Genomic DNA, 17135 nt, shown 5'->3' with positions numbered 1-17135 from the left:
GGGAGAGGGGTGTTCGTTGGGTGAGGGGCGGATCCTCCTCAGTGCAGCGAGATTCGCTCCTGGCCGCCCTTCTTCCTCACCCACGCCTTCGGCTTCGGCGGCGTCTGCGGCTCCGGCCTCTGCGGCGCCGCCTCCGCCAATGCCTTCGACGCCGCCCGGCCCCTCGGCAGCACCACTTCCTGCACCGACTGCGGCGCCGCGTCGTCCACCCAGCTGTCCGGCCGCCGGTTCGACTTCACCAGCAACCTCAGCTTCTGGTAGTGCGCCGAGCAGTACCCCTTCGAGCGCGCCGGCCTCTTGCACCCGATGACCGCGCACCGGCGTCCCGCTGCCTCCGGCGGACGGCCCCGCCTCTTCTCGGGCACCACCTCCGCTACCTTGCCCCGGGGCGCCGGCACCAGCGCCGGCGGCCTTCCTCCGCCCCGGCCCCGGCCCACCGGCGGCAACTCGATGCCCGGCAGCGCCAGCTGCAATGACTGCATCCGCGTGGCCAACGGCGCCAGGCGCTGGACGATGTCCGACAGCTCCTCGATGACATCCAGCCGCTCTCCCATGCGCGCGACGGCCTTGTGCATGGGCCCCAGCCGGGTCCGGAGCTCCGCCTGCACCATCTCCAGCAACGGTTTTTCGATCGACATGCGCGCACCATATGCCACCCATGGGGCCCTCCCGCCAGTCCGACCAGCGGCTTCCGGGCCCCGCTCTGTCGACCCGGCCACTCCACCCCACCGTCCACCCCCGCTCATCCCATGCCGAATGCTGCGGCGCCCGCGCCCCTCTTGGGGCATGGTTCGGCCCGCCCGGCACTGAGGAATCCCAGACATGATCCACGATCCAACCGACTGGCTTTGCATCAACACCATCCGCACCCTCTCCATGGACGCGGTGGAACAGGCCCACTCGGGCCACCCGGGCGCGCCCATGGCGCTCGCCCCCGTCGCCTACCAGCTCTGGCAGCAGGAGCTGCGCTACGACCCCACCAGCCCCGTCTGGCCCAACCGCGACCGCTTCGTGCTCTCCAACGGGCACGCCTCCATGCTGCTCTACTCCCTGCTCCACCTGACCGGCGTGCGCCGCGTCACCTCGACCTACTCCGTCGAGGACCAGGTGGCCGTGTCCCTGGACGACATCAAGAAGTTCCGCCAGCTGGACAGCTCCACCCCCGGCCACCCCGAGTACCGCTGGACCAGCGGCGTGGAGACCACCACCGGCCCCCTCGGCCAGGGCGTCTCCAACTCCGTCGGCATGGCCATGGCCTCCCGCTGGCTCGCCAGCTACTTCAACCGCCCCGGCTTCGAGCTCTTCGACTACGACGTCTGGGCCATCTGCGGTGACGGCGACCTGATGGAGGGCGTGGCCAGCGAGGCCGCCTCCCTCGCCGGCCACCTCAAGCTGCCCAACCTCTGCTGGGTCTACGACAGCAACCACATCAGCATCGACGGCAGCACCGAGCTGGCCTTCACCGAGGACGTGGGCAAGCGCTTCGAGGCCTACGGCTGGCGGGTGCTCCACGTCGCGGACGCCAACGACCTGGACGCGCTCTCGCGGGCCTACACCACCTTCAAGCAGGACCGGGGCCTGCCCACCCTCATCATCGTGCGCAGCCAGATCGGCTACGGCGCCCCCAAGAAGCAGGGCAGCGCCAGCGCCCACGGCGAGCCGCTGGGGGAGGAGGAGCTCAAGGGCGCCAAGCGCAAGTACGGCTGGCCCGAGGACGCGAAGTTCCTCGTGCCCGACGGCGTGCGCGAGCGCTTCGCCGAGCGCGTGGGCGAGCGCGGCAAGCGGCTGCGCACCGAGTGGGAGGCGAAGTTCGCCGAGTACCAGAAGCAGTTCCCCGAGCTGGCGGACCAGCTGCAGCGGATGCAGCGGCGCGAGCTGCCCGCGGGCTGGGACAAGGAGCTGCCCACGTTCCCCGCGGACGCCAAGGGCGCGGCCACGCGCGAGACGAGCGGCAAGGTGCTCAACGCGCTGGCGAAGAACTACCCCTGGCTGGTGGGTGGCTCGGCGGACCTCAACCCGTCCACCAAGACGTACCTGTCCTTCTCCGGGGCGATGAAGCCGGGGGACCACGCGGGGCGCAACATCCACTTCGGTGTGCGCGAGCACGCCATGGGCTCCGTCATCAATGGCCTGGCGCTGTGCAAGGTGCGGCCCTACAGCGCCACCTTCCTCATCTTCAGCGACTACGAACGCCCCGCCATCCGCCTCTCCGCCATCATGGAGGTGCCGAGCATCCACATCTTCACCCATGACTCCATCGGTCTGGGCGAGGACGGCCCCACGCACCAGCCGGTGGAGCACCTGGCCAGCTTGCGCGCCATTCCCGGCGTCATCGTCATCCGGCCCGCGGACGCCAACGAGGTGACGGAGGCCTGGAAGGTCATCGCCCCGCTGCGGCACGAGCCGGTGGTGCTGGTGCTGACGCGGCAGGCCGTGCCGACGCTGGACCGGACGAAGTACGCACCCGCCTCGGGGCTGGCGAAGGGCGCCTACGTGCTGATCGACAGCGAGGGGACGCCGGACGTCATCCTCATCGGCACGGGCAGCGAGGTGTCGCTGTGCCTGCAGGCGTACGAGCAGCTCAAGAGCGAGGGCGTGAAGGCGCGCGTGGTGAGCATGCCCTCGTGGGAGCTGTTCGAGCGGCAGGACGAGGCGTACCGCGAGCAGGTGCTGCCGTCGTCGGTGCGGGCGCGCGTGGCGGTGGAGAAGGCGGCGACGTTCGGCTGGGAGCGCTGGGTGGGGCTGCGCGGCGCGGTGGTGGGCATGCGCAGCTTCGGTGCGTCCGCGCCCCTCAAGGCCCTGCAGCAGAAGTTCGGCTTCACCGCGGAGAACGTGGTGAAGGTGGCCCGCGAGGTGATGGAGCAGGCGAAGAAGTAGCCGCCGTCCGGGCGCCCTCTCCCACCTGGGGAGGGGGCCGGCCTCGTCAGGAGGCGTTGAGCTTGCGCGGCTCGGGTTCGCTCCGCGCGCTCGACTTCAGGGTGAACGTGAAGGCAGTCCCCTGCTCCCTCGACGAGGCCACATCGATCGTCCCGCCATGGGCCCTGGCGATCTCCGACACGATGTACAGCCCGAGCCCGAGGCCGGTGCGCGGATGACCGGCGGGCCCCCTGCGGTAGGGCCGGAAGAGCAGCGGAATCGTCTCGGGAGGAATGGGTGCGCCGCGGTTGGTGACCGTCAGCACCACGCTGTCCGCCGTGCGCCGCAACTGGACGTCCACGGGCTCGCCGGACTCGCCGTGTTCGAGCGCGTTCGCCACCAGGTTCGAGAGCAGCTGGCCCACGCGCTCACGGTCGCAGAGGACCCCCGTGCACTCGTCGGCGGCGAACCGGATGATGCGCTCGGGGTGCGCGCTCTCCAGCTCCGAGACGATGTGCCTGAGTGAGACCGCCAGGTCATCCACGGGTGCCATCGAGAGGCTGATTCCCCCTCCCAGCTTCGCCCGGGCGAAGTCCATGACGTCGTCGACGAGCCTCGACATGCGCCGGCTGCTCTCGCGGATCCGCCGGACGATCCTGGATTCCCGCTCGGCCAGCTGGGCACGCAACAGCGTGTCCGCCCCCATGAGCACCGAGGAGAGTGGGTTGCGGAGGTCATGGCCGAGCACGGCGATGAACTGCTCGCGCAGCTCCGAGGTCTGCTGCTCGTTCAGCAACTGCTCACGGGTCGCCTCCTGCCGCTGCTCCGCGTCGAGCTGAAGCGCGATGAGGTCGGCGAAGAGCTTCATCATCGCCACGACCTTCGGTTCCTCGAGCTTCGCGGGCAGCGGATCGAGCGCGCAGACGTTCCCGAAATACTCACCATTCTTCAGGAAGATGGGCACCGCGATGTAGCTCTCGAAGCCGTACAGCTTCGGAGTCCGATGGGTGCAGTAATGAGGATCCTGGCTGGCGTGGTTGATGACGATGGGGGTGTAGGAGTCGCGGACCTCGCTGCACAGCGTGGTCGCGACATCGAGGTGGTCGCCGGCCTTCAGGCCAAAGGCGATCTCATCGTGCACCGCACACGCCGTCCAGGTGCCCTGGGTGACACGTGCGACGACCGAGAAGCGAAGGCCCGTCGTCTCGGTGACGACCCGCAGGATGGTGGGGACGGCTTCCAGGCGAGAGACCGCCGCGACGTCGGATTCGATGGAACGGGCCATGATGAGCAAGCAGGGGGCGTGAGCGACGGAGACCCAGAGCCCCCGTTCTATCGCGTCCAGGGCATTCAACGCGCACGCGGAAGCCGAAAATCACAGCCCAGGTGCAGAGCAGGCTGGCGGGAACGGGAATGTCCGCCCGGCTACATGACGGGAAACTTGTTGCGGCTCCGCACAGGACATCAGGATGCAGCCGGTCCCATGAGGGGACCTTCGCTCAGCAAGGACGGGTGGACATGCATTCGACGTCTCGCCGTATTCGCACCGTGGGAGTGCTCGCCGCGTTGATGTTCCTCGCACCCGCCTGCAAGCGTGACAGCACGGAGGCCAAGGGAGGCACGGCGGCCCCGGCCCCGGGCTTGAAGATCGCCCTGCTGCTGCCGGAGTCGAAGACCGCGCGCTACGAGACCCATGACCGTCCGCACTTCGAGCGCAAGGTGAAGGAGCTGTGCGCGGACTGCGAGATCCTCTACAGCAACGCCGATCAGGACGCCTCGAAGCAGCAGAACCAGGCCGAGGCGGCGCTGACCAACGGGGCCAAGGTGCTGGTGTTGGATCCGGTGGACTCGGCCTCGGCGGCCGCCATCGTGACGCGCGCCCGGCAGTCCAAGGTGCCCGTCCTCAGCTACGAGCGCCTCATCCTCAACGCGGACGTGGACTACTACATCTCCTTCGACAACGAGAAGGTGGGCCGGCTCCAGGCCCAGGCGCTGCTCGACAAGCTCAAGGCGGACGGCAAGGGCAACGGCACCATCGTCATCATCAACGGCTCGCCCACCGACAACAACGCGAAGCTCTTCAAGGCGGGCGCGCATGCCGTGTTCGATGGCTCCGAGCTGAAGGTGGGCGCCGAGTACGACACGCCGGACTGGAGCCCGGACAAGGCCCAGCAGCAGATGGAGCAAGCCATCACCACGCTGGGCAAGGACAAGATCGCCGGCGTGTACGCGGCCAACGACGGCACGGCGGGTGGAGCCATCGCGGCGATGAAGGCCGCCGGTGTGTCGCCGCTCCCGCCCGTCACCGGGCAGGACGCCGAGCTGGCCGCCATCCAGCGCATCCTCGCGGGTGAGCAGTTCATGACCGTCTACAAGGCCATCAAGGCCGAGGGGGAGATCGCCGCCGAGGTCGCCGTGGCGCTGGCGCGCGGCAACCCCCTGCCCCCCGGCCGGGTGAACGGCAAGGTGAACAACGGCACCAAGGACGTGCCCTCCATCCTCCTGCCCGCGCAGGTCGTCACCAAGGACAACGTGAAGAGCACCGTCGTCGCCGACGGCTTCTGGACGGCCGCGCAGATCTGCGAGGGCACCTACGCGAGCGCCTGCGCCTCGGCGCAGCTCACGCCCTGAGGCGCCCCGCGGGGCGCCCTCCTACCGGGTCTCGAGGGCCAGGGCGAGGGCGCCCAGCACCCCGGCGCGATCCCCCAGGCCGGGCGGGACGATGTACGTGTCGATGTGCTCGAGGATGGCGGGAGATTGGATGTAGCCGTTGAGCAATCTCACCACCTCGGCGCGCACCAGCGGGAAGAGGTGCCGCTGCGCCATCACCCCTCCGCCGATGATGATGCGCTGGGGTGAGAGCGTGCAGATGTAGCTCATCAGCGCGAGCGCGATGTAGTGCGCCTCGAGTGCCCAGGCGGGATGATCCTCCGGCAGGGACTCGGCGCGCTGGCCCCAGCGCTTCTCCAGGGCCGGACCGGACGCCAGCCCCTCGAAGCAGTCGCCATGGAAGGGACAGCCCCCGGGGAAGGGATCCGCCCGGGAGTCGTGCGGCAGGCGGATGTGCCCCATCTCCGGATGAAGGAGGCCGCGCATCAACCGGCCGTTACTCGGCCCGCCCCCGCCGATGCCGGTGCCGATCGTCAGGTAGATGAACGTGTCGAGCCCCTGGGCCGCGCCCCAGCGGTTCTCTCCGAGGGCCGCGCCATTCACGTCGGTGTCGAAGCCGACCGGGATGTTCAGGGCCCGCCGGAACGGACCGGCCACATCCGCGTTCCTCCAGCCCGGCTTGGGCGTGGAGGTGATGAAGCCGTACGTCGGTGAGCCCGGGTGGAGATCCACCGGGCCGAAGGACGCGATGCCCAGGGCCGCCAGTGGACCCCGCTCACGCGTCTGCTCCTGGAAGAACGCCAGGGCCTGACCGATCGTCGCCTCGGGCGTCGTGGTGGGGATGCGCACCTGGGCCCGGATGTCGTCCGGGCCCGTCCCCACCGCGCACACGAACTTCGTCCCCCCCGCTTCGATGCCACCCCACAGTGCCGTCACATCACCCTCCTGCTCGAGACCTGCTCCCACTCGGACCGCAACAACCCCCACACCTGCTGGTCCTTGCGCTTGCCGTCAATGAAGTAGTGCTCGCGCATCACGCCCTCCAGCGAGAAGCCGAGCTTCCGCGCCACGCCCTGCGAGGCCAGGTTGTCCGCCGCCGTGGTGAGCCAGACGCGGTGCAGGAAGGGCCACTCGCCGAAGAGGCGCTCCAGCACCCTCGCCACCGCCCGCGTGCCGATGCCCCGGCGGTGGTACGCGCTCGAGAGCATGTAGCCGATCTCCACCCGCCCCTGGAAGCGCGACAGCTCCCGCGCGGCCACCGTGCCGATGATGCGCCCGTCGAGCTCCACCATCCACCGGAAGCTCGTGGCCTTGGGGTCGGACAGGTCACTGGTCGACTCCTGGAGGCGCTTCAGCAGCGACTCGCGCGAGGCCGGCTCCAGCGGCATCAGCGCGCGCGAGACGGGCTCCTCGCGCATCGCCATCCACACGTCCACGTGCTCGGGCAGGGCGGGGACCAGGCGGAAATCGGGGGGCGTCATGGGGCGGCACTGTAACGCCCGGAAGGCCGGAGGGCAGGCAAGTCGACGAGCCGCCGAGCAACCTGCCCGGCGAGCCTCGGCTGCGCGGAACGGAAACGCGCCTCAGCTTCCGGCAACAGCGGCACACACGAGACAAGGGGGAAGGCCATGACGAAGACGAAGCTTCTGCTGACGGGGCTCCTGGCGGGCGCGGTGGCATTCGGTACCGCGTGCAAGACGGACCAGGGGGCTACCACCGGCACGGACACCACCACCGCCCCGAATCAGACGCCCCCCCCGCCGCCCGACACCGACACCGGTGGCTCGGGCTATGACAACCCGGAGCGCGGCCAGGACGTCACGCCGCTGCCCGACGAGGGCACGCGCGAGAGGGAGCCGGGCGTGCACGAGGGCGGCACCCATTCTCCCTCGGGCAACCCGGGTCTCGAGCCGGGCCCCCTGGGCGAGGAGCGCGACCTGAGCAACGAGACCGGCGAGGAGCCGAACAACCCGGGCACCCAGTCGCCGCAGCCCATCAATGACGAGACCGCGAACCCGGACGACGGCGCGTCGCAGCCGCGGCAGTAGCCGCTAGAGGGGCGTGCGCCGGCTCCAGATGTCGCGCGCCTCGTCCAGGTCCACCGCGCGGAACCGCACCGGGGCCCCTGGCCTGCGGGCGGCCAGAGCGCCCCAGTCCGCGCGGATGACCACCGCGAGCACCGGATAGCCGCCCATGGTGGGATGGTCCGGCCCGAGCACGATGGCCTCTCCGGAGGACGGCACCTGGATGGCGCCGCGCACCATGGGTCCGGACAGCCCCGAGCCCACATCGGCCTGCGGCAGCTTCGGCCCGTGCAGCCGCATGCCCACGCGGTCGCTCAAGTCGGACACGGTGAAGGTGCTCTCCAGCAGCACCTCCGCCGTGCCCGCGCCGAAGAAGCCCAGGTCCGGCCCGAGCACCACGCGCACGTCCGACTCCAGCGACAGCGCCGTGCCGGCCTCCACGCGGGCACCACCTCCGGTGCCGAGTGGCAGCACGTCCCCACGCTTCAGCATGCGGCCCTCGAGACCGCCGAACCGCGCCACCGGCAGCGTGCCCCGCCCGCCGAGCACCTCGGGCAAGGCGAGCCCGCCCTCCACGGCCACGTAGCGCACCACCGCCGCGTCGGGCGCCGGCACCGAGACGCGCCCGCCCTCCTCCACCTGGAAGGCCCGGCCGTCCACGGACACCCACGCGCTCCGCCCGCGCAGCCGCAGCTCCAGCCGCCCAAAACACTCCAGGGCCGCCGCGCTCCACGCGTTGCCCACCGCGCGGTTGGCCGCGGCCAGCCACTCGGGCACCAGCGCGCCACCGGGTGGCACCCCCTGGTGCATGAGGCCCGCGCGTCCTCCGTCCTGCACCAGCACCGCCCCACCGACGTCGAGCACCTCCCACGTTGCGTCCATGTCAGTCCACCCGCTCGAAGAGCACCCGGTCCCCGAGTCCCAGCAGCGCGCCGGAGTCGGGCCGGAAGGCGGTGAAGTCCACGGCGGTGGCGATGAGGTTCCACCCGCCCGGCGAGGCGAACGGGTAGATGCCGGTGCGCTGCCCGGCGAGCCCCACCGCGAGCGCCGGCACGCGCGTCCTCGGCGTGGAGAGCCGGGGCACGGCGATGCGCGCATCCACCTCGCCCAGGTAGGCGAAGCCCGGGAGGAAGCCCACGCTGCGCACCGTGTACTCGCGCGAGGCGTGCAGCAGCGCCACGTCGTCCACCGACAGGCCCACGCTCTCGGCCACCCTCTCCAGGTCCGGTCCGTCGTAGCGCACGCGCACGGTGACGAGTGGCCGCTCCTCCACCAACGCCGGAGCCGTGGTCAGCCGGCCCAGCACGCGCCGCGGGTCCTCGGGCGGGGCCGAGGGGTCGAAGTACATGCAGGCATGCGCCTCGCCCACCACCACGTCCACCACCCCGGGCTGGGCCTTGAGCGCCTCCAGCACCGCGCGCCGCTCCAGCCGCGCGGGCAGCGCGAGCCGCAGCGCGCCCTCTCCGAGCGGCTCGGTGCGCAGGGAGAGCACGTCCAGCACCTCGCGCACCTCGCGCGCCATCGCCACCGCGCCCGGCGAGTCCCCGTGCACGCACAGCGTGTCCACCGTGCCCCCCAGGACCAGGCGCAGCGCGTTCTCCCGCGCCAGCGCGGGGTCGCTCAGCACCGCGCCCGGCTGCCCGCGTGGAATCAACGAGCCATCCGGCAGCGTGCCCCGGTCCGCGAAGCCCTCGCGCGCGTAGGCCAGCCCCACCGCCCGGGCCGCCTCGCGCAGCGCACCCGAGCCCGGGCCGATGAAGGTGACACCCGGGCCCAGCGACCCGACGATGCCGTCCACCACCGCGCGGGCGAGCGCGGGGTCCTTGTTGGCCGCGTGGTACAGGGCACCGTGCGGCTTGGCGTAGCGCACGGGCACACCCACCTCCGAGGCCAGCATCGCCAGCTCGGCGCACTGGGCGGCCACCTGGGCGCGCAACACCTCGGGGGCCACCACCAGCTCCCGCCGCCCGAAGTGCTCACGGTCCTCGAAGGAGGGGTGCGCTCCGGCCCGCGTCCCATGGCGCGCGCACGCCGCGAGCGCCCGGCGCATGGTGCGCTCGTCTCCCGCGTGCCCGCCACAGGCGATGTTCGCCACCTGCGCGTAGGTGTAGAGCCGCTCGTCCTCGTCGGGCAGCTCGCCCAGGTCGATGTTGAGGAGGCATGGGGCCATGGACGCCCCACGCTAGCCGAGCGCTCCTCCCCGTGCAGCCATCCAGGCGGGCGCGACGCTCCGACGATGGAGCCCTGTGACTCCGAGTGAGGGAATACCGGGAGGATGTGCTGGGGGTTGAAATAAAGCCCGCGAAGGTCCGTCAGAAGCGGTGTTCACGAAGACGTGATTGAAACTTCCGAGGACTTCCACGATGAACCGCATGAACCGACTCTCTTCCGCCCTGGTCGCCTCCCTCCTCTTCGCCGGAGGCGCGCACGCGCAGGGGTGGCACAACGAGCGCGAGCAGGACCGCCGGGAAGTGCGCCAGGACAAGCGCGAGATTCGCGATGACCGGCGTGACGTGGCCGAGTTGGAGAACGTGTTGGAGCGCTTCGACCGGGCCTATGCGCGCAGGGACGAGGGCGACATGCGCGACGTGGAGAGGCGTCTGCGCGACCTGGTGAGGGCGGAGCTGGACGAGAGCCGGAACGAGCTGGCGGCGGACAAGGCCGAGGTGCGGCGGGAGACCCGGGAGGCGCGCTCGGACCGGTGGCAGGGACGGGGAGAGTACGCGGATGACCGCCGCGACCGGCGGGACGACATCCGGGACGTGCGCGTGGAGAAGAACTCGCTGTCGGCGCGCATGAGCATCGCCCGGGAGCTGTCCACGTTGGTGGGCAGCCGGAGGCCCTCGGACCTGAACCGCACGCGCACGCTCATCACCCAGCTCATCGACCTGGGCCGGCAGGAGATGCGGCAGAACAAGCAGGAGCTGCGCGAGGACCGGCAGGAGCTGCGCGAGGACCGGCGCAACCGCCGCTACTAGCACTCCCTCTCCCCCTGGGAGAGGGTCGGGGTGAGGGTCATTCCGAACCCCACCCCGTGTCCCGCCACTACAGGGGAGGCAGGGACTTGCGGACGCTCTCGCGGGCCTCCATGCGCGCGACCCAGGCCTTCACGTGGGGGAAGGCCTCGAGGTCGACGCCCATGGGGGCGCGCAGGAGCAGGGTGGAGACGAGGGAGAAGTCGGCGATGGTGAGCTTGCCGCAGAGGTACTCCTTGCCGGCGAGCGCCTTCTCCAGCACGCCGAGGTCCCGGCGGACCTTCTCCATGCCGGCGGCGTACTTCGCCTCGTCCTTCGCGCGACCCATGAACTTCGCGTAGAGGGTCTCGGCCATCACCTCGCCGGTGGAGGGGGCGAAGGTGGTGGCGTGCCACTGCAGCCACTGCTGGACCTGGGCCATGCCGCGCGCGTCGGTGGGCAGCAGCCCGCTCTCGGGCTTCCTGGCGGCCAGGTAACAGAGGATGGCGTTGGACTCCCAGAGATAGAAGCCGTCGTCCTCGAGGGTGGGGACCTTGCCGTTGGGGTTCATGGCGAGGAAGGCGGGCGTCTTGTGCTCGCCCTTCATCATGTCGACGGTGACGAACGTGACGGGCAGGCCGAGTTCGTGGACGACAGCGCGGACCTTGAAGGCGGCGCTGGACATCGGGTGCTCATGGAGCTTCATGGTGCTACTCCTCTGGGGTAGGGAGCCGCGAAAACGGGCGGCGTGCCCCTATGCCAGATCGTCCGGGTCCGTGTCCCTGCGTCGTTGGACCCACGTTTCCTGAAGGTCCGAGCCCCCACCATTCCCAGCGCTTATGCGCGGAGGACGAGGGCCGCGGAGCTTCCTCTCCCTCACTCCACGTAGGCCCCTCCCCCCCTTCCTCAGAGGGAAGAAGGCACGGGGTCGTCCTTCACCCGGTGTCCCGACTGCTGCCGTCAAGGGGGTCAATATTCCCAACCTCCCCGGGTCCGTCGGGCACGTGACTTTACAGGGCGATGACCGTCTTGTATCAATTCATCAACGCGCTCTCAGAATCCTGGGAGCGTGGGCTCGAGGACCGGATGCAGTGGGGGCCGGTTCGAGAATCCAAGAAACCCGAAGCCATACGGAAAGCTCGCGATGGGACGGGCACGGGTCGATATGCGCGCTCCTGCCGTCAACTCGCAGTGGAGGCTGTTGATGAGAGTGCAGCGGATGGTGCTACCGCTCTCGCTCGCCCTGATGGGCCTGAGCGGGTGCAATGTGTACGATCGGTGGAGCGGTAAGGAGTTCAACGCCGGCCCGATCGATGTCACGAACTTCCCGGCCGACTACCTGGGTGTCGACGGTAACCGGCAGATCGCGGGCCTTGGCACCTTCCAGGCCAAGTTGGCCTCGGCCGGTGAGCAGCGCGTGGAGTACTTCCTCTTCCAGCTCCCGACCACGCAGCGCTCGGCCTCGGGCCTCGCGGGCGCGCTCACGCTGCGCACGGGCGCCAAGGCGGGCATAGCGACCCCCAGCGCCTACGTGTTCGACTCGTGCAAGGCCCCCGCCGGCTACACGTTCGACCTCGAGCGCGACGGCATCAACATGGGCGAGCAGGGCGTTGTCTTCACCCGGCTGCCCACCGCCACGTACGCCCTGGGCGCCACGCCGACGTACTCCTACGTGCCCATCGTCTCGAAGGTGCAGGTGACGTCCAACGGCGTGGACTGCCAGAAGCTCAAGAGCGAGGAGGCCGTGGTGGCCAGCCGTGAGGTGACGGTGCCGCTCACCGCCCCCGTCAACGGCAAGATGGTCGGCATCCCCGACAGCACCTACCACGCCTATGCCATCATCGACCCGGGCGCGGCCGTCTACCACGCCGAGGATCTGATCACCGAGGACGAGGAGCCGCTCCCGCTGACCGGCATCGGCGTCCAGAAGTGGGGTTGGTACAACCAGTACCTGCTGGCCTACATCGATGGCGGCCAGGTGCCCACCCGCTCGACGACCGACGACAAGGGCGTCGAGACCGTGAGCATCGCGACCCAGAAGCTGTACTACCCGGTCTCGAAGACCGTGGGTTCGGGCTTCGACGTGCTGGAGGCCGCGCGCGGCCAGCCCGGCTACTCGCCGGTGTGCAAGGTCTACACGTATGACCCGGGCGCGGCGACGACGCTGCCCACGAGCACGGCAGAGATCGAAAGGGACTACGCCGGCACCATCAAGGCCGTGACCGGCGCTGGCACCTACGTCTACTGCCTCCAGGCCGAGAACCAGGCCGAGTAACGAGAGCGCGGGAGAGAAAAGAACATGAAATTCAAGAATCAGAAGTGGTTGTCCCTCGCCCTTGCCCTCGCCATCACCGGTCCGGGCACGGCGTTCGCGGCCGGTGAGCTGAACGGCCGTATCAACGGCAAGCTGCTCGAGGCCGGCACCAAGGCGGCCCTTCCGGGCGTCAAGGTGACCATCTCCTCGCCGGCCCTCATCGGCGGCTCCAAGGAGATCGCCACCGCCAATGACGGTTACTTCGAGCTCGCCAACCTCCCCCCCGGTGAGTACACCGTCGAGTTCAGCATGGAGGGCGTCAAGCCCCTCAAGCGCAAGCTCACGGTGCGCCAGGGCGAGACGAGCCCGCTGAACCTCCAGTGGAACGTGGAGTCGGCCGCCGAGGAGACCATCGTCGTCGAGTACGAGGCTCCCCCGACCCGTCCCGACACCACCCAGTCCGGTACGGTGCTCTCCTCGTCCGGTCAGTCCAAGGTGGCCTCGGGCCGCAGCTACCAGAACGTGGCCCAGCAGGTCGCGGGCGTGAGCGGTGGTGCCAACCCGGACGTGCGCGGCGCCAACTCCATCATGAACCGCTACCTGGTGGACGGCATGGACATCACCGATCCGGTGACGAACACGTTCTCCGCCAACATCAACTTCGACTCCATCGGCTCCTTCGCCGTCCTCACCGGCGGTATGGAGGCGAAGTACAACGCGATGGGCGGCGTCATCAACCTCATCACGAACGGCGGTTCGGATGAGTTCCACGTCGACGCGTCGTTCTACGGCAACCACTACAAGCTGGCGGCGCCGGCGCAGTACGGCTCCAACCTGTACGAGGGTTTCCGTCCGTTCGACCCGACGGTCCGCCCGCCGACCCAGGGCGCCCAGGGCAACATCAACGTCAGCGGCCCCATCCTCAAGGAGAAGCTCTGGTTCAACCTCTCCTACCAGTACACCAACAACCAGGCCTCCGTGCCGTCGGGCCCGCCGCTCAACATCCAGGCCCCCAACCGCGAGTTCATCGGCCACTACCTGCGCGGTAAGCTGACGTTCGCCCCCGGCTCGCGCAGCCGCCTCACCCTGTCCGCCTCGACCGACCCCGCCACCATCAGCTACGCGGACAACAACGGCTCGGCGGCGAACGCGTACACGCCGTTCGCCAGCCGCCTGCAGAAGCAGGGTGGTGCCTTCGGTACCCTCATCTGGGAGTACTTCCCCACGGATGACATCACCTACAAGGCCCAGGTGGGTGCGCAGAACAACACCATCGAGTCCGGTCCCCAGGCGCAGCTGGGCAACATCGACCTGGAGGCCATCCGCAACGCCTACAACGACCCGACCCTGACGTACGATCCCAACCGGTCTCAGCACTACAACCGGGACGACGGCAGCTACTGGTACAACGACTCCGACCACACGGTTGACGCCCGCTACACCGCGATGGCGGACCTCTCCGTCACCAAGCGCGCCACCATCTTCGGCCAGCGTCACGAGGCCGAGGCCGGCTTCCAGGGCCGCATGGTGCGCCGCGACTACTCCTTCGCCATCCCCGGCGGCAGGACCTTCAGCGACCGCAACGGTGGTGCGGGTGCGGCCGGTCTGTGCGTCGACAACGGCGACGGAACGTTCTCCGGTGGCTGCTACCAGTACACGGAGACCCCGGACTTCACGACCGTCGAGCAGGGTCTGGGCCTCGGCTTCTACGTGCAGGACCGCTACAAGCCGACCGACTGGCTCACCATCCTGCCCGGTCTGCGCTTCGACTACGGCGTGACCAAGGACGCGGACAACCGCATCGTGTCGCAGCTGGCCGGCTTCGGTCCCCGCATCGGCGCGGCGGTCGACGTGACGCGTGACCAGAAGACCGTCTTCTCGGCCTTCTACGGTCGCTCCAACGAGACGCTGTCGCTGCTCTCGGCGGCCAACTCCTCGTCCGGTCCGATCTCCACCACCTACCAGTACAACGCCACCTCGAAGAAGTTCGCCAAGGCGTACGAGACGGGTGGTCCTGGCGGCACCCTGGTGGATCCGCACAACCACACCGCGCCGCACTCGGATGAAATCCTGCTGAGCTTGCGCCGTCAGGTGCTCAAGGGCACCAGCATCGGCGTCGAGTACACCTACAAGCACCTGCAGAACATCTGGGACGCGGTCGAGACCAACGTGATGTGGGATCCGACCGGCACGCGCGTCATCGGCTACCGGGACGAGAGCAAGGGCACGGTCTACAAGTTCACCCGTCCGGACGACAACTGGATCAAGTACCAGAGCGTCGACCTCATCGTGGACGGCCGCCCCACGCCGGAGATCGAGTTCTACGCGGCCTACACGCTGTCCTTCCGCTACGGTCCGGGCAACGAGTCGATGGGTCAGCTGGGCACCGGCATCAGCCAGTACAACAACCCGCGGCAGAGGCAGTTCTTCACGGGTTACGCGCTGGGTGACACGCGGCACCAGCTCAAGTTCACGGGTTCCTACACCTGGAAGGGCTTCAGCATCGGTCCCAGCATCAACTTCTCCACGGGCACGCCGCTGGCCAAGCGCTACAACTCCGCCGACGATGCCGTCAGCGGCTACATGCTGCGCTCCCCCGTGGGCACCACGCCGGGCGCTGGCAACGACCCGAAGCTGATCACCGAGTTCCGTCTGCCGGACCTCCTGACGGTCAACGCCCGCGCCTCCTACGACTTCTCGGAGCTGACCGGCCAGAAGATCAGCCTCATGGTGGACGGCTTCAACCTGTTCAACACGGCGACCGCCACCAACGTGCGCCGCGACGACGGCCTGAGCAACCCGAACAACTTCGGCCTCGCGTCCGCGCGTCAGCAGCCGCTGCGCGTGCAGCTGGGCGTGCGCTACCAGTACTAGCCACCGCCCTCCGCCCGGCGGCCCGGACGTAGCGGGTCGCCTCGCGGTGTGACAGACGCCCCTTCCCCGGCCTCCGGGGAGGGGGCGTTCGCATTCGTGGCCCCTGGGCGGGCCGGCAAGCGCCTGACAGCTGACACCGGCGAGCCCGCTCAGCGGCCGGGCGGACACTGGGGCGGCCTCGCCCTCGACGTGGAGGATGGATTCCTCCCCAGGGCCGGTATTCTGTGCCCCTGCCCATGTCCTCCAAGCCCTCCCTCCTCCAGGTCCTCGCCAGCCCGCGTGCGTGGCTTCTCGTGGCGCTCGGCTTCGCCTCCGGTCTGCCCCTGCTCCTCGTGGGCGGCACCCTGTCCGCCTGGATGACCAACGAGGGCGTCAACCTGAAGACGATCGGTGTCTTCACCCTGGTGGCCTCGCCCTACACCTTCAAGTTCATCTGGGCGCCCTTGATGGACCTCAAGGCGCTGCCCTTCCTGGGACGGCGGCGCGGGTGGATGCTCGTCACGCAGCTGGGCCTCATGGGCGCCATCGCCGCCATGGGCACCGTCAACCCCAAGGACTCGCCGCTGGCCATGGCCTGCCTCGCGCTGCTGGTGTCCTTCCTCTCCGCCAGCCAGGACGTCGTCACCGACGCGTGGCGCACCGACACCCTCTCCGCGGAGGAGCGTGGCTTCGGCACCGCCACCTTCGTCATGGGCTACCGCTTCGGGATGATCGCCGCCGGCGCCGTGGCCCTCAGCCTCTCGCAGTTCATCGGCTGGCCGCGCACCTATTGGACCATGGGCGCCCTCATGCTGGTGGGCGTGGTGGCCACCCTGCTGGCGCGCGAGCCCCAGGGCCAGCGCCCCCCGCGCACCCTCACCGAGGCCGCCGTCGTCCCCTTCTTCGACTACTTCCGCCGCAACGGCGCCGTGCTCGCCCTGCTCTTCCTGCTCCTCTACAAGCTGGGAGATGCCATCGCGGGCGGAATGACGACGCCCTTCTTCCTCAAGCTGGGCTTCTCCAACCTGGAGGTGGGCGCCATCAGCAAGGGCGTGGGCATGGCGGCCACCATCGTGGGGGCGCTGTTCGGCGGCGCGCTGCTGGCCAAGCTGGGCACGCGCCGCAGCCTCTTCATCTTCGGCGCGCTCCAGGCCCTCACCAACCTCACCTACCTGGCGCTCGCGCTGGTGGGCAAGCACCACCTCATGCTCGCGCTGGCCATCTGCACGGACAACCTGTGCGGAGGCATGGCCACCACGGCCTTCGGCGCCTTCACGATGTCGCTGTGCAACAAGCGCTTCAGCGCCACCCAGTTCGCGCTGCTGTCCGCGCTGGCCAACCTGGGCAGCCGCATGCTCACCGCCACCTCTGGCTTCCTGGCCGAGTGGATGGGCTGGGCCGGCTTCTTCGGCCTCACCGTGGTGCTCGCCCTGCCCGCGCTCGTGCTGCTGGGCTTCCTCCCCGAGGGCATCGCCGCTCCCGTGGAAGAGCCGCCCGTCCCCGAGCCCACCGCGCCCTCGCCGCCCGCCCCCGCCACCGCCGTGGCGCGTTGAGCGTCAAGGGGTTCACGAGGCGTTCACCGTC

Annotated in this window: 14 protein-coding genes; 7 read left to right on the top strand and 7 right to left on the bottom strand. The window is 69.5% G+C overall.

Annotation, left to right across the window (positions count from 1 at the left end; translation table 11 throughout):
* Positions 1-38: 38 nt before the first annotated feature.
* Complete coding sequence (locus NR810_RS47960; protein ID WP_257462541.1) at positions 39-638, bottom strand: hypothetical protein; 600 nt, start codon at positions 636-638, stop codon at positions 39-41.
* Between the two features lie 184 nt (positions 639-822).
* On the opposite strand from NR810_RS47960, the gene tkt reads away from it, so the two are divergent.
* Positions 823-2877, top strand: coding sequence for a transketolase (gene tkt / locus NR810_RS47955; protein WP_257462540.1), 2055 nt, complete (start codon positions 823-825; stop codon positions 2875-2877).
* Between the two features lie 46 nt (positions 2878-2923).
* On the opposite strand, the gene NR810_RS47950 is transcribed toward tkt, so the two are convergent.
* A complete protein-coding gene (locus NR810_RS47950) occupies positions 2924-4141 on the bottom strand; it encodes a GAF domain-containing sensor histidine kinase (protein ID WP_257462539.1) in 1218 nt (405 codons plus the stop codon).
* Positions 4142-4374: 233 nt separating this feature from the next.
* Between NR810_RS47950 and NR810_RS47945 the strand changes: the two genes are divergently transcribed.
* The gene (locus NR810_RS47945) at positions 4375-5487 is read left to right on the top strand and encodes an ABC transporter substrate-binding protein (RefSeq protein ID WP_257462537.1); all 1113 of its coding nucleotides are present in this window, start codon (positions 4375-4377) and stop codon (positions 5485-5487) included.
* A gap of 21 nt (positions 5488-5508) precedes the next feature.
* Here the strand turns inward: NR810_RS47945 and NR810_RS47940 are convergent, their stop codons facing one another.
* Complete coding sequence (locus tag NR810_RS47940; protein WP_257462536.1) at positions 5509-6402, bottom strand: ROK family protein; 894 nt, start codon at positions 6400-6402, stop codon at positions 5509-5511.
* Complete coding sequence (locus tag NR810_RS47935; protein WP_257462535.1) at positions 6399-6947, bottom strand: GNAT family N-acetyltransferase; 549 nt, start codon at positions 6945-6947, stop codon at positions 6399-6401. Before NR810_RS47935 ends, NR810_RS47940 begins: the two co-directional genes overlap by 4 nt.
* A 147-nt stretch (positions 6948-7094) precedes the next feature.
* Between NR810_RS47935 and NR810_RS47930 the strand changes: the two genes are divergently transcribed.
* Positions 7095-7514 carry a hypothetical protein gene (locus NR810_RS47930; protein ID WP_257462534.1) on the top strand — a complete coding sequence of 140 codons (420 nt, stop codon included), beginning with the start codon at positions 7095-7097 and terminating at the stop codon, positions 7512-7514.
* 3 nt (positions 7515-7517) lie between these two features.
* On the opposite strand, the gene NR810_RS47925 is transcribed toward NR810_RS47930, so the two are convergent.
* Together NR810_RS47925 and NR810_RS47920 are read right to left on the bottom strand one after the other, a co-directional pair.
* On the bottom strand, positions 7518-8372 hold the full coding sequence (locus NR810_RS47925; protein WP_257462532.1) for a 5-oxoprolinase subunit C family protein: 855 nt from the start codon (positions 8370-8372) through the stop codon (positions 7518-7520).
* 1 nt (position 8373) lies between these two features.
* The gene (locus NR810_RS47920) at positions 8374-9660 is read right to left on the bottom strand and encodes a LamB/YcsF family protein (RefSeq protein WP_257462531.1); all 1287 of its coding nucleotides are present in this window, start codon (positions 9658-9660) and stop codon (positions 8374-8376) included.
* 202 nt (positions 9661-9862) lie between these two features.
* Here NR810_RS47920 and NR810_RS47915 point away from each other — a divergent pair, with 202 nt between their 5' ends.
* A complete protein-coding gene (locus NR810_RS47915; RefSeq protein ID WP_257462529.1) occupies positions 9863-10468 on the top strand; it encodes a hypothetical protein in 606 nt (201 codons plus the stop codon).
* Between the two features lie 67 nt (positions 10469-10535).
* On the opposite strand, the gene NR810_RS47910 is transcribed toward NR810_RS47915, so the two are convergent.
* Positions 10536-11150 carry a glutathione S-transferase family protein gene (locus NR810_RS47910; RefSeq protein WP_257462528.1) on the bottom strand — a complete coding sequence of 205 codons (615 nt, stop codon included), beginning with the start codon at positions 11148-11150 and terminating at the stop codon, positions 10536-10538.
* A 498-nt stretch (positions 11151-11648) separates the two neighbouring features.
* On the opposite strand from NR810_RS47910, the gene NR810_RS47905 reads away from it, so the two are divergent.
* From NR810_RS47905 to NR810_RS47895, 3 genes are all read left to right on the top strand, one after another.
* Positions 11649-12719 carry a hypothetical protein gene (locus tag NR810_RS47905; RefSeq protein WP_257462527.1) on the top strand — a complete coding sequence of 357 codons (1071 nt, stop codon included), beginning with the start codon at positions 11649-11651 and terminating at the stop codon, positions 12717-12719.
* Positions 12720-12743: 24 nt separating this feature from the next.
* Positions 12744-15572, top strand: a complete 2829-nt coding sequence (locus NR810_RS47900; protein ID WP_257462526.1) for a TonB-dependent receptor — start codon at positions 12744-12746, stop codon at positions 15570-15572.
* Positions 15573-15808: 236 nt separating this feature from the next.
* Entirely contained in the window at positions 15809-17104 is a 1296-nt protein-coding gene (locus NR810_RS47895) for an AmpG family muropeptide MFS transporter (protein WP_257462524.1), read from the top strand.
* Positions 17105-17135 lie beyond the last annotated feature (31 nt).

This window comes from Archangium lipolyticum (assembly GCF_024623785.1).
In the GTDB taxonomy this organism is placed as follows: Bacteria; Myxococcota; Myxococcia; order Myxococcales; family Myxococcaceae; genus Archangium; species Archangium lipolyticum.
Note: the sequence above shows the minus strand (reverse complement) of the source record. Positions and strands in the feature narration are given on the sequence as shown.

What these genes read in the sequence shown, in the direction of transcription:
- NR810_RS47910 (WP_257462528.1), bottom strand. Translation starts at nt 11,150, where the DNA reads ATGAAGCTCCATGAGCACCCGATGTCCAGCGCCGCCTTCAAGGTCCGC.
- tkt (WP_257462540.1), top strand. Translation starts at nt 823, where the DNA reads ATGATCCACGATCCAACCGACTGGCTTTGCATCAACACCATCCGCACC.
- NR810_RS47915 (WP_257462529.1), top strand. Translation starts at nt 9,863, where the DNA reads ATGAACCGACTCTCTTCCGCCCTGGTCGCCTCCCTCCTCTTCGCCGGA.
- NR810_RS47960 (WP_257462541.1), bottom strand. Translation starts at nt 638, where the DNA reads ATGTCGATCGAAAAACCGTTGCTGGAGATGGTGCAGGCGGAGCTCCGG.
- NR810_RS47895 (WP_257462524.1), top strand. Translation starts at nt 15,809, where the DNA reads ATGTCCTCCAAGCCCTCCCTCCTCCAGGTCCTCGCCAGCCCGCGTGCG.
- NR810_RS47900 (WP_257462526.1), top strand. Translation starts at nt 12,744, where the DNA reads ATGAAATTCAAGAATCAGAAGTGGTTGTCCCTCGCCCTTGCCCTCGCC.
- NR810_RS47905 (WP_257462527.1), top strand. Translation starts at nt 11,649, where the DNA reads ATGAGAGTGCAGCGGATGGTGCTACCGCTCTCGCTCGCCCTGATGGGC.
- NR810_RS47920 (WP_257462531.1), bottom strand. Translation starts at nt 9,660, where the DNA reads ATGGCCCCATGCCTCCTCAACATCGACCTGGGCGAGCTGCCCGACGAG.
- NR810_RS47950 (WP_257462539.1), bottom strand. Translation starts at nt 4,141, where the DNA reads ATGGCCCGTTCCATCGAATCCGACGTCGCGGCGGTCTCTCGCCTGGAA.
- NR810_RS47945 (WP_257462537.1), top strand. Translation starts at nt 4,375, where the DNA reads ATGCATTCGACGTCTCGCCGTATTCGCACCGTGGGAGTGCTCGCCGCG.
- NR810_RS47935 (WP_257462535.1), bottom strand. Translation starts at nt 6,947, where the DNA reads ATGACGCCCCCCGATTTCCGCCTGGTCCCCGCCCTGCCCGAGCACGTG.
- NR810_RS47930 (WP_257462534.1), top strand. Translation starts at nt 7,095, where the DNA reads ATGACGAAGACGAAGCTTCTGCTGACGGGGCTCCTGGCGGGCGCGGTG.
- NR810_RS47925 (WP_257462532.1), bottom strand. Translation starts at nt 8,372, where the DNA reads ATGGACGCAACGTGGGAGGTGCTCGACGTCGGTGGGGCGGTGCTGGTG.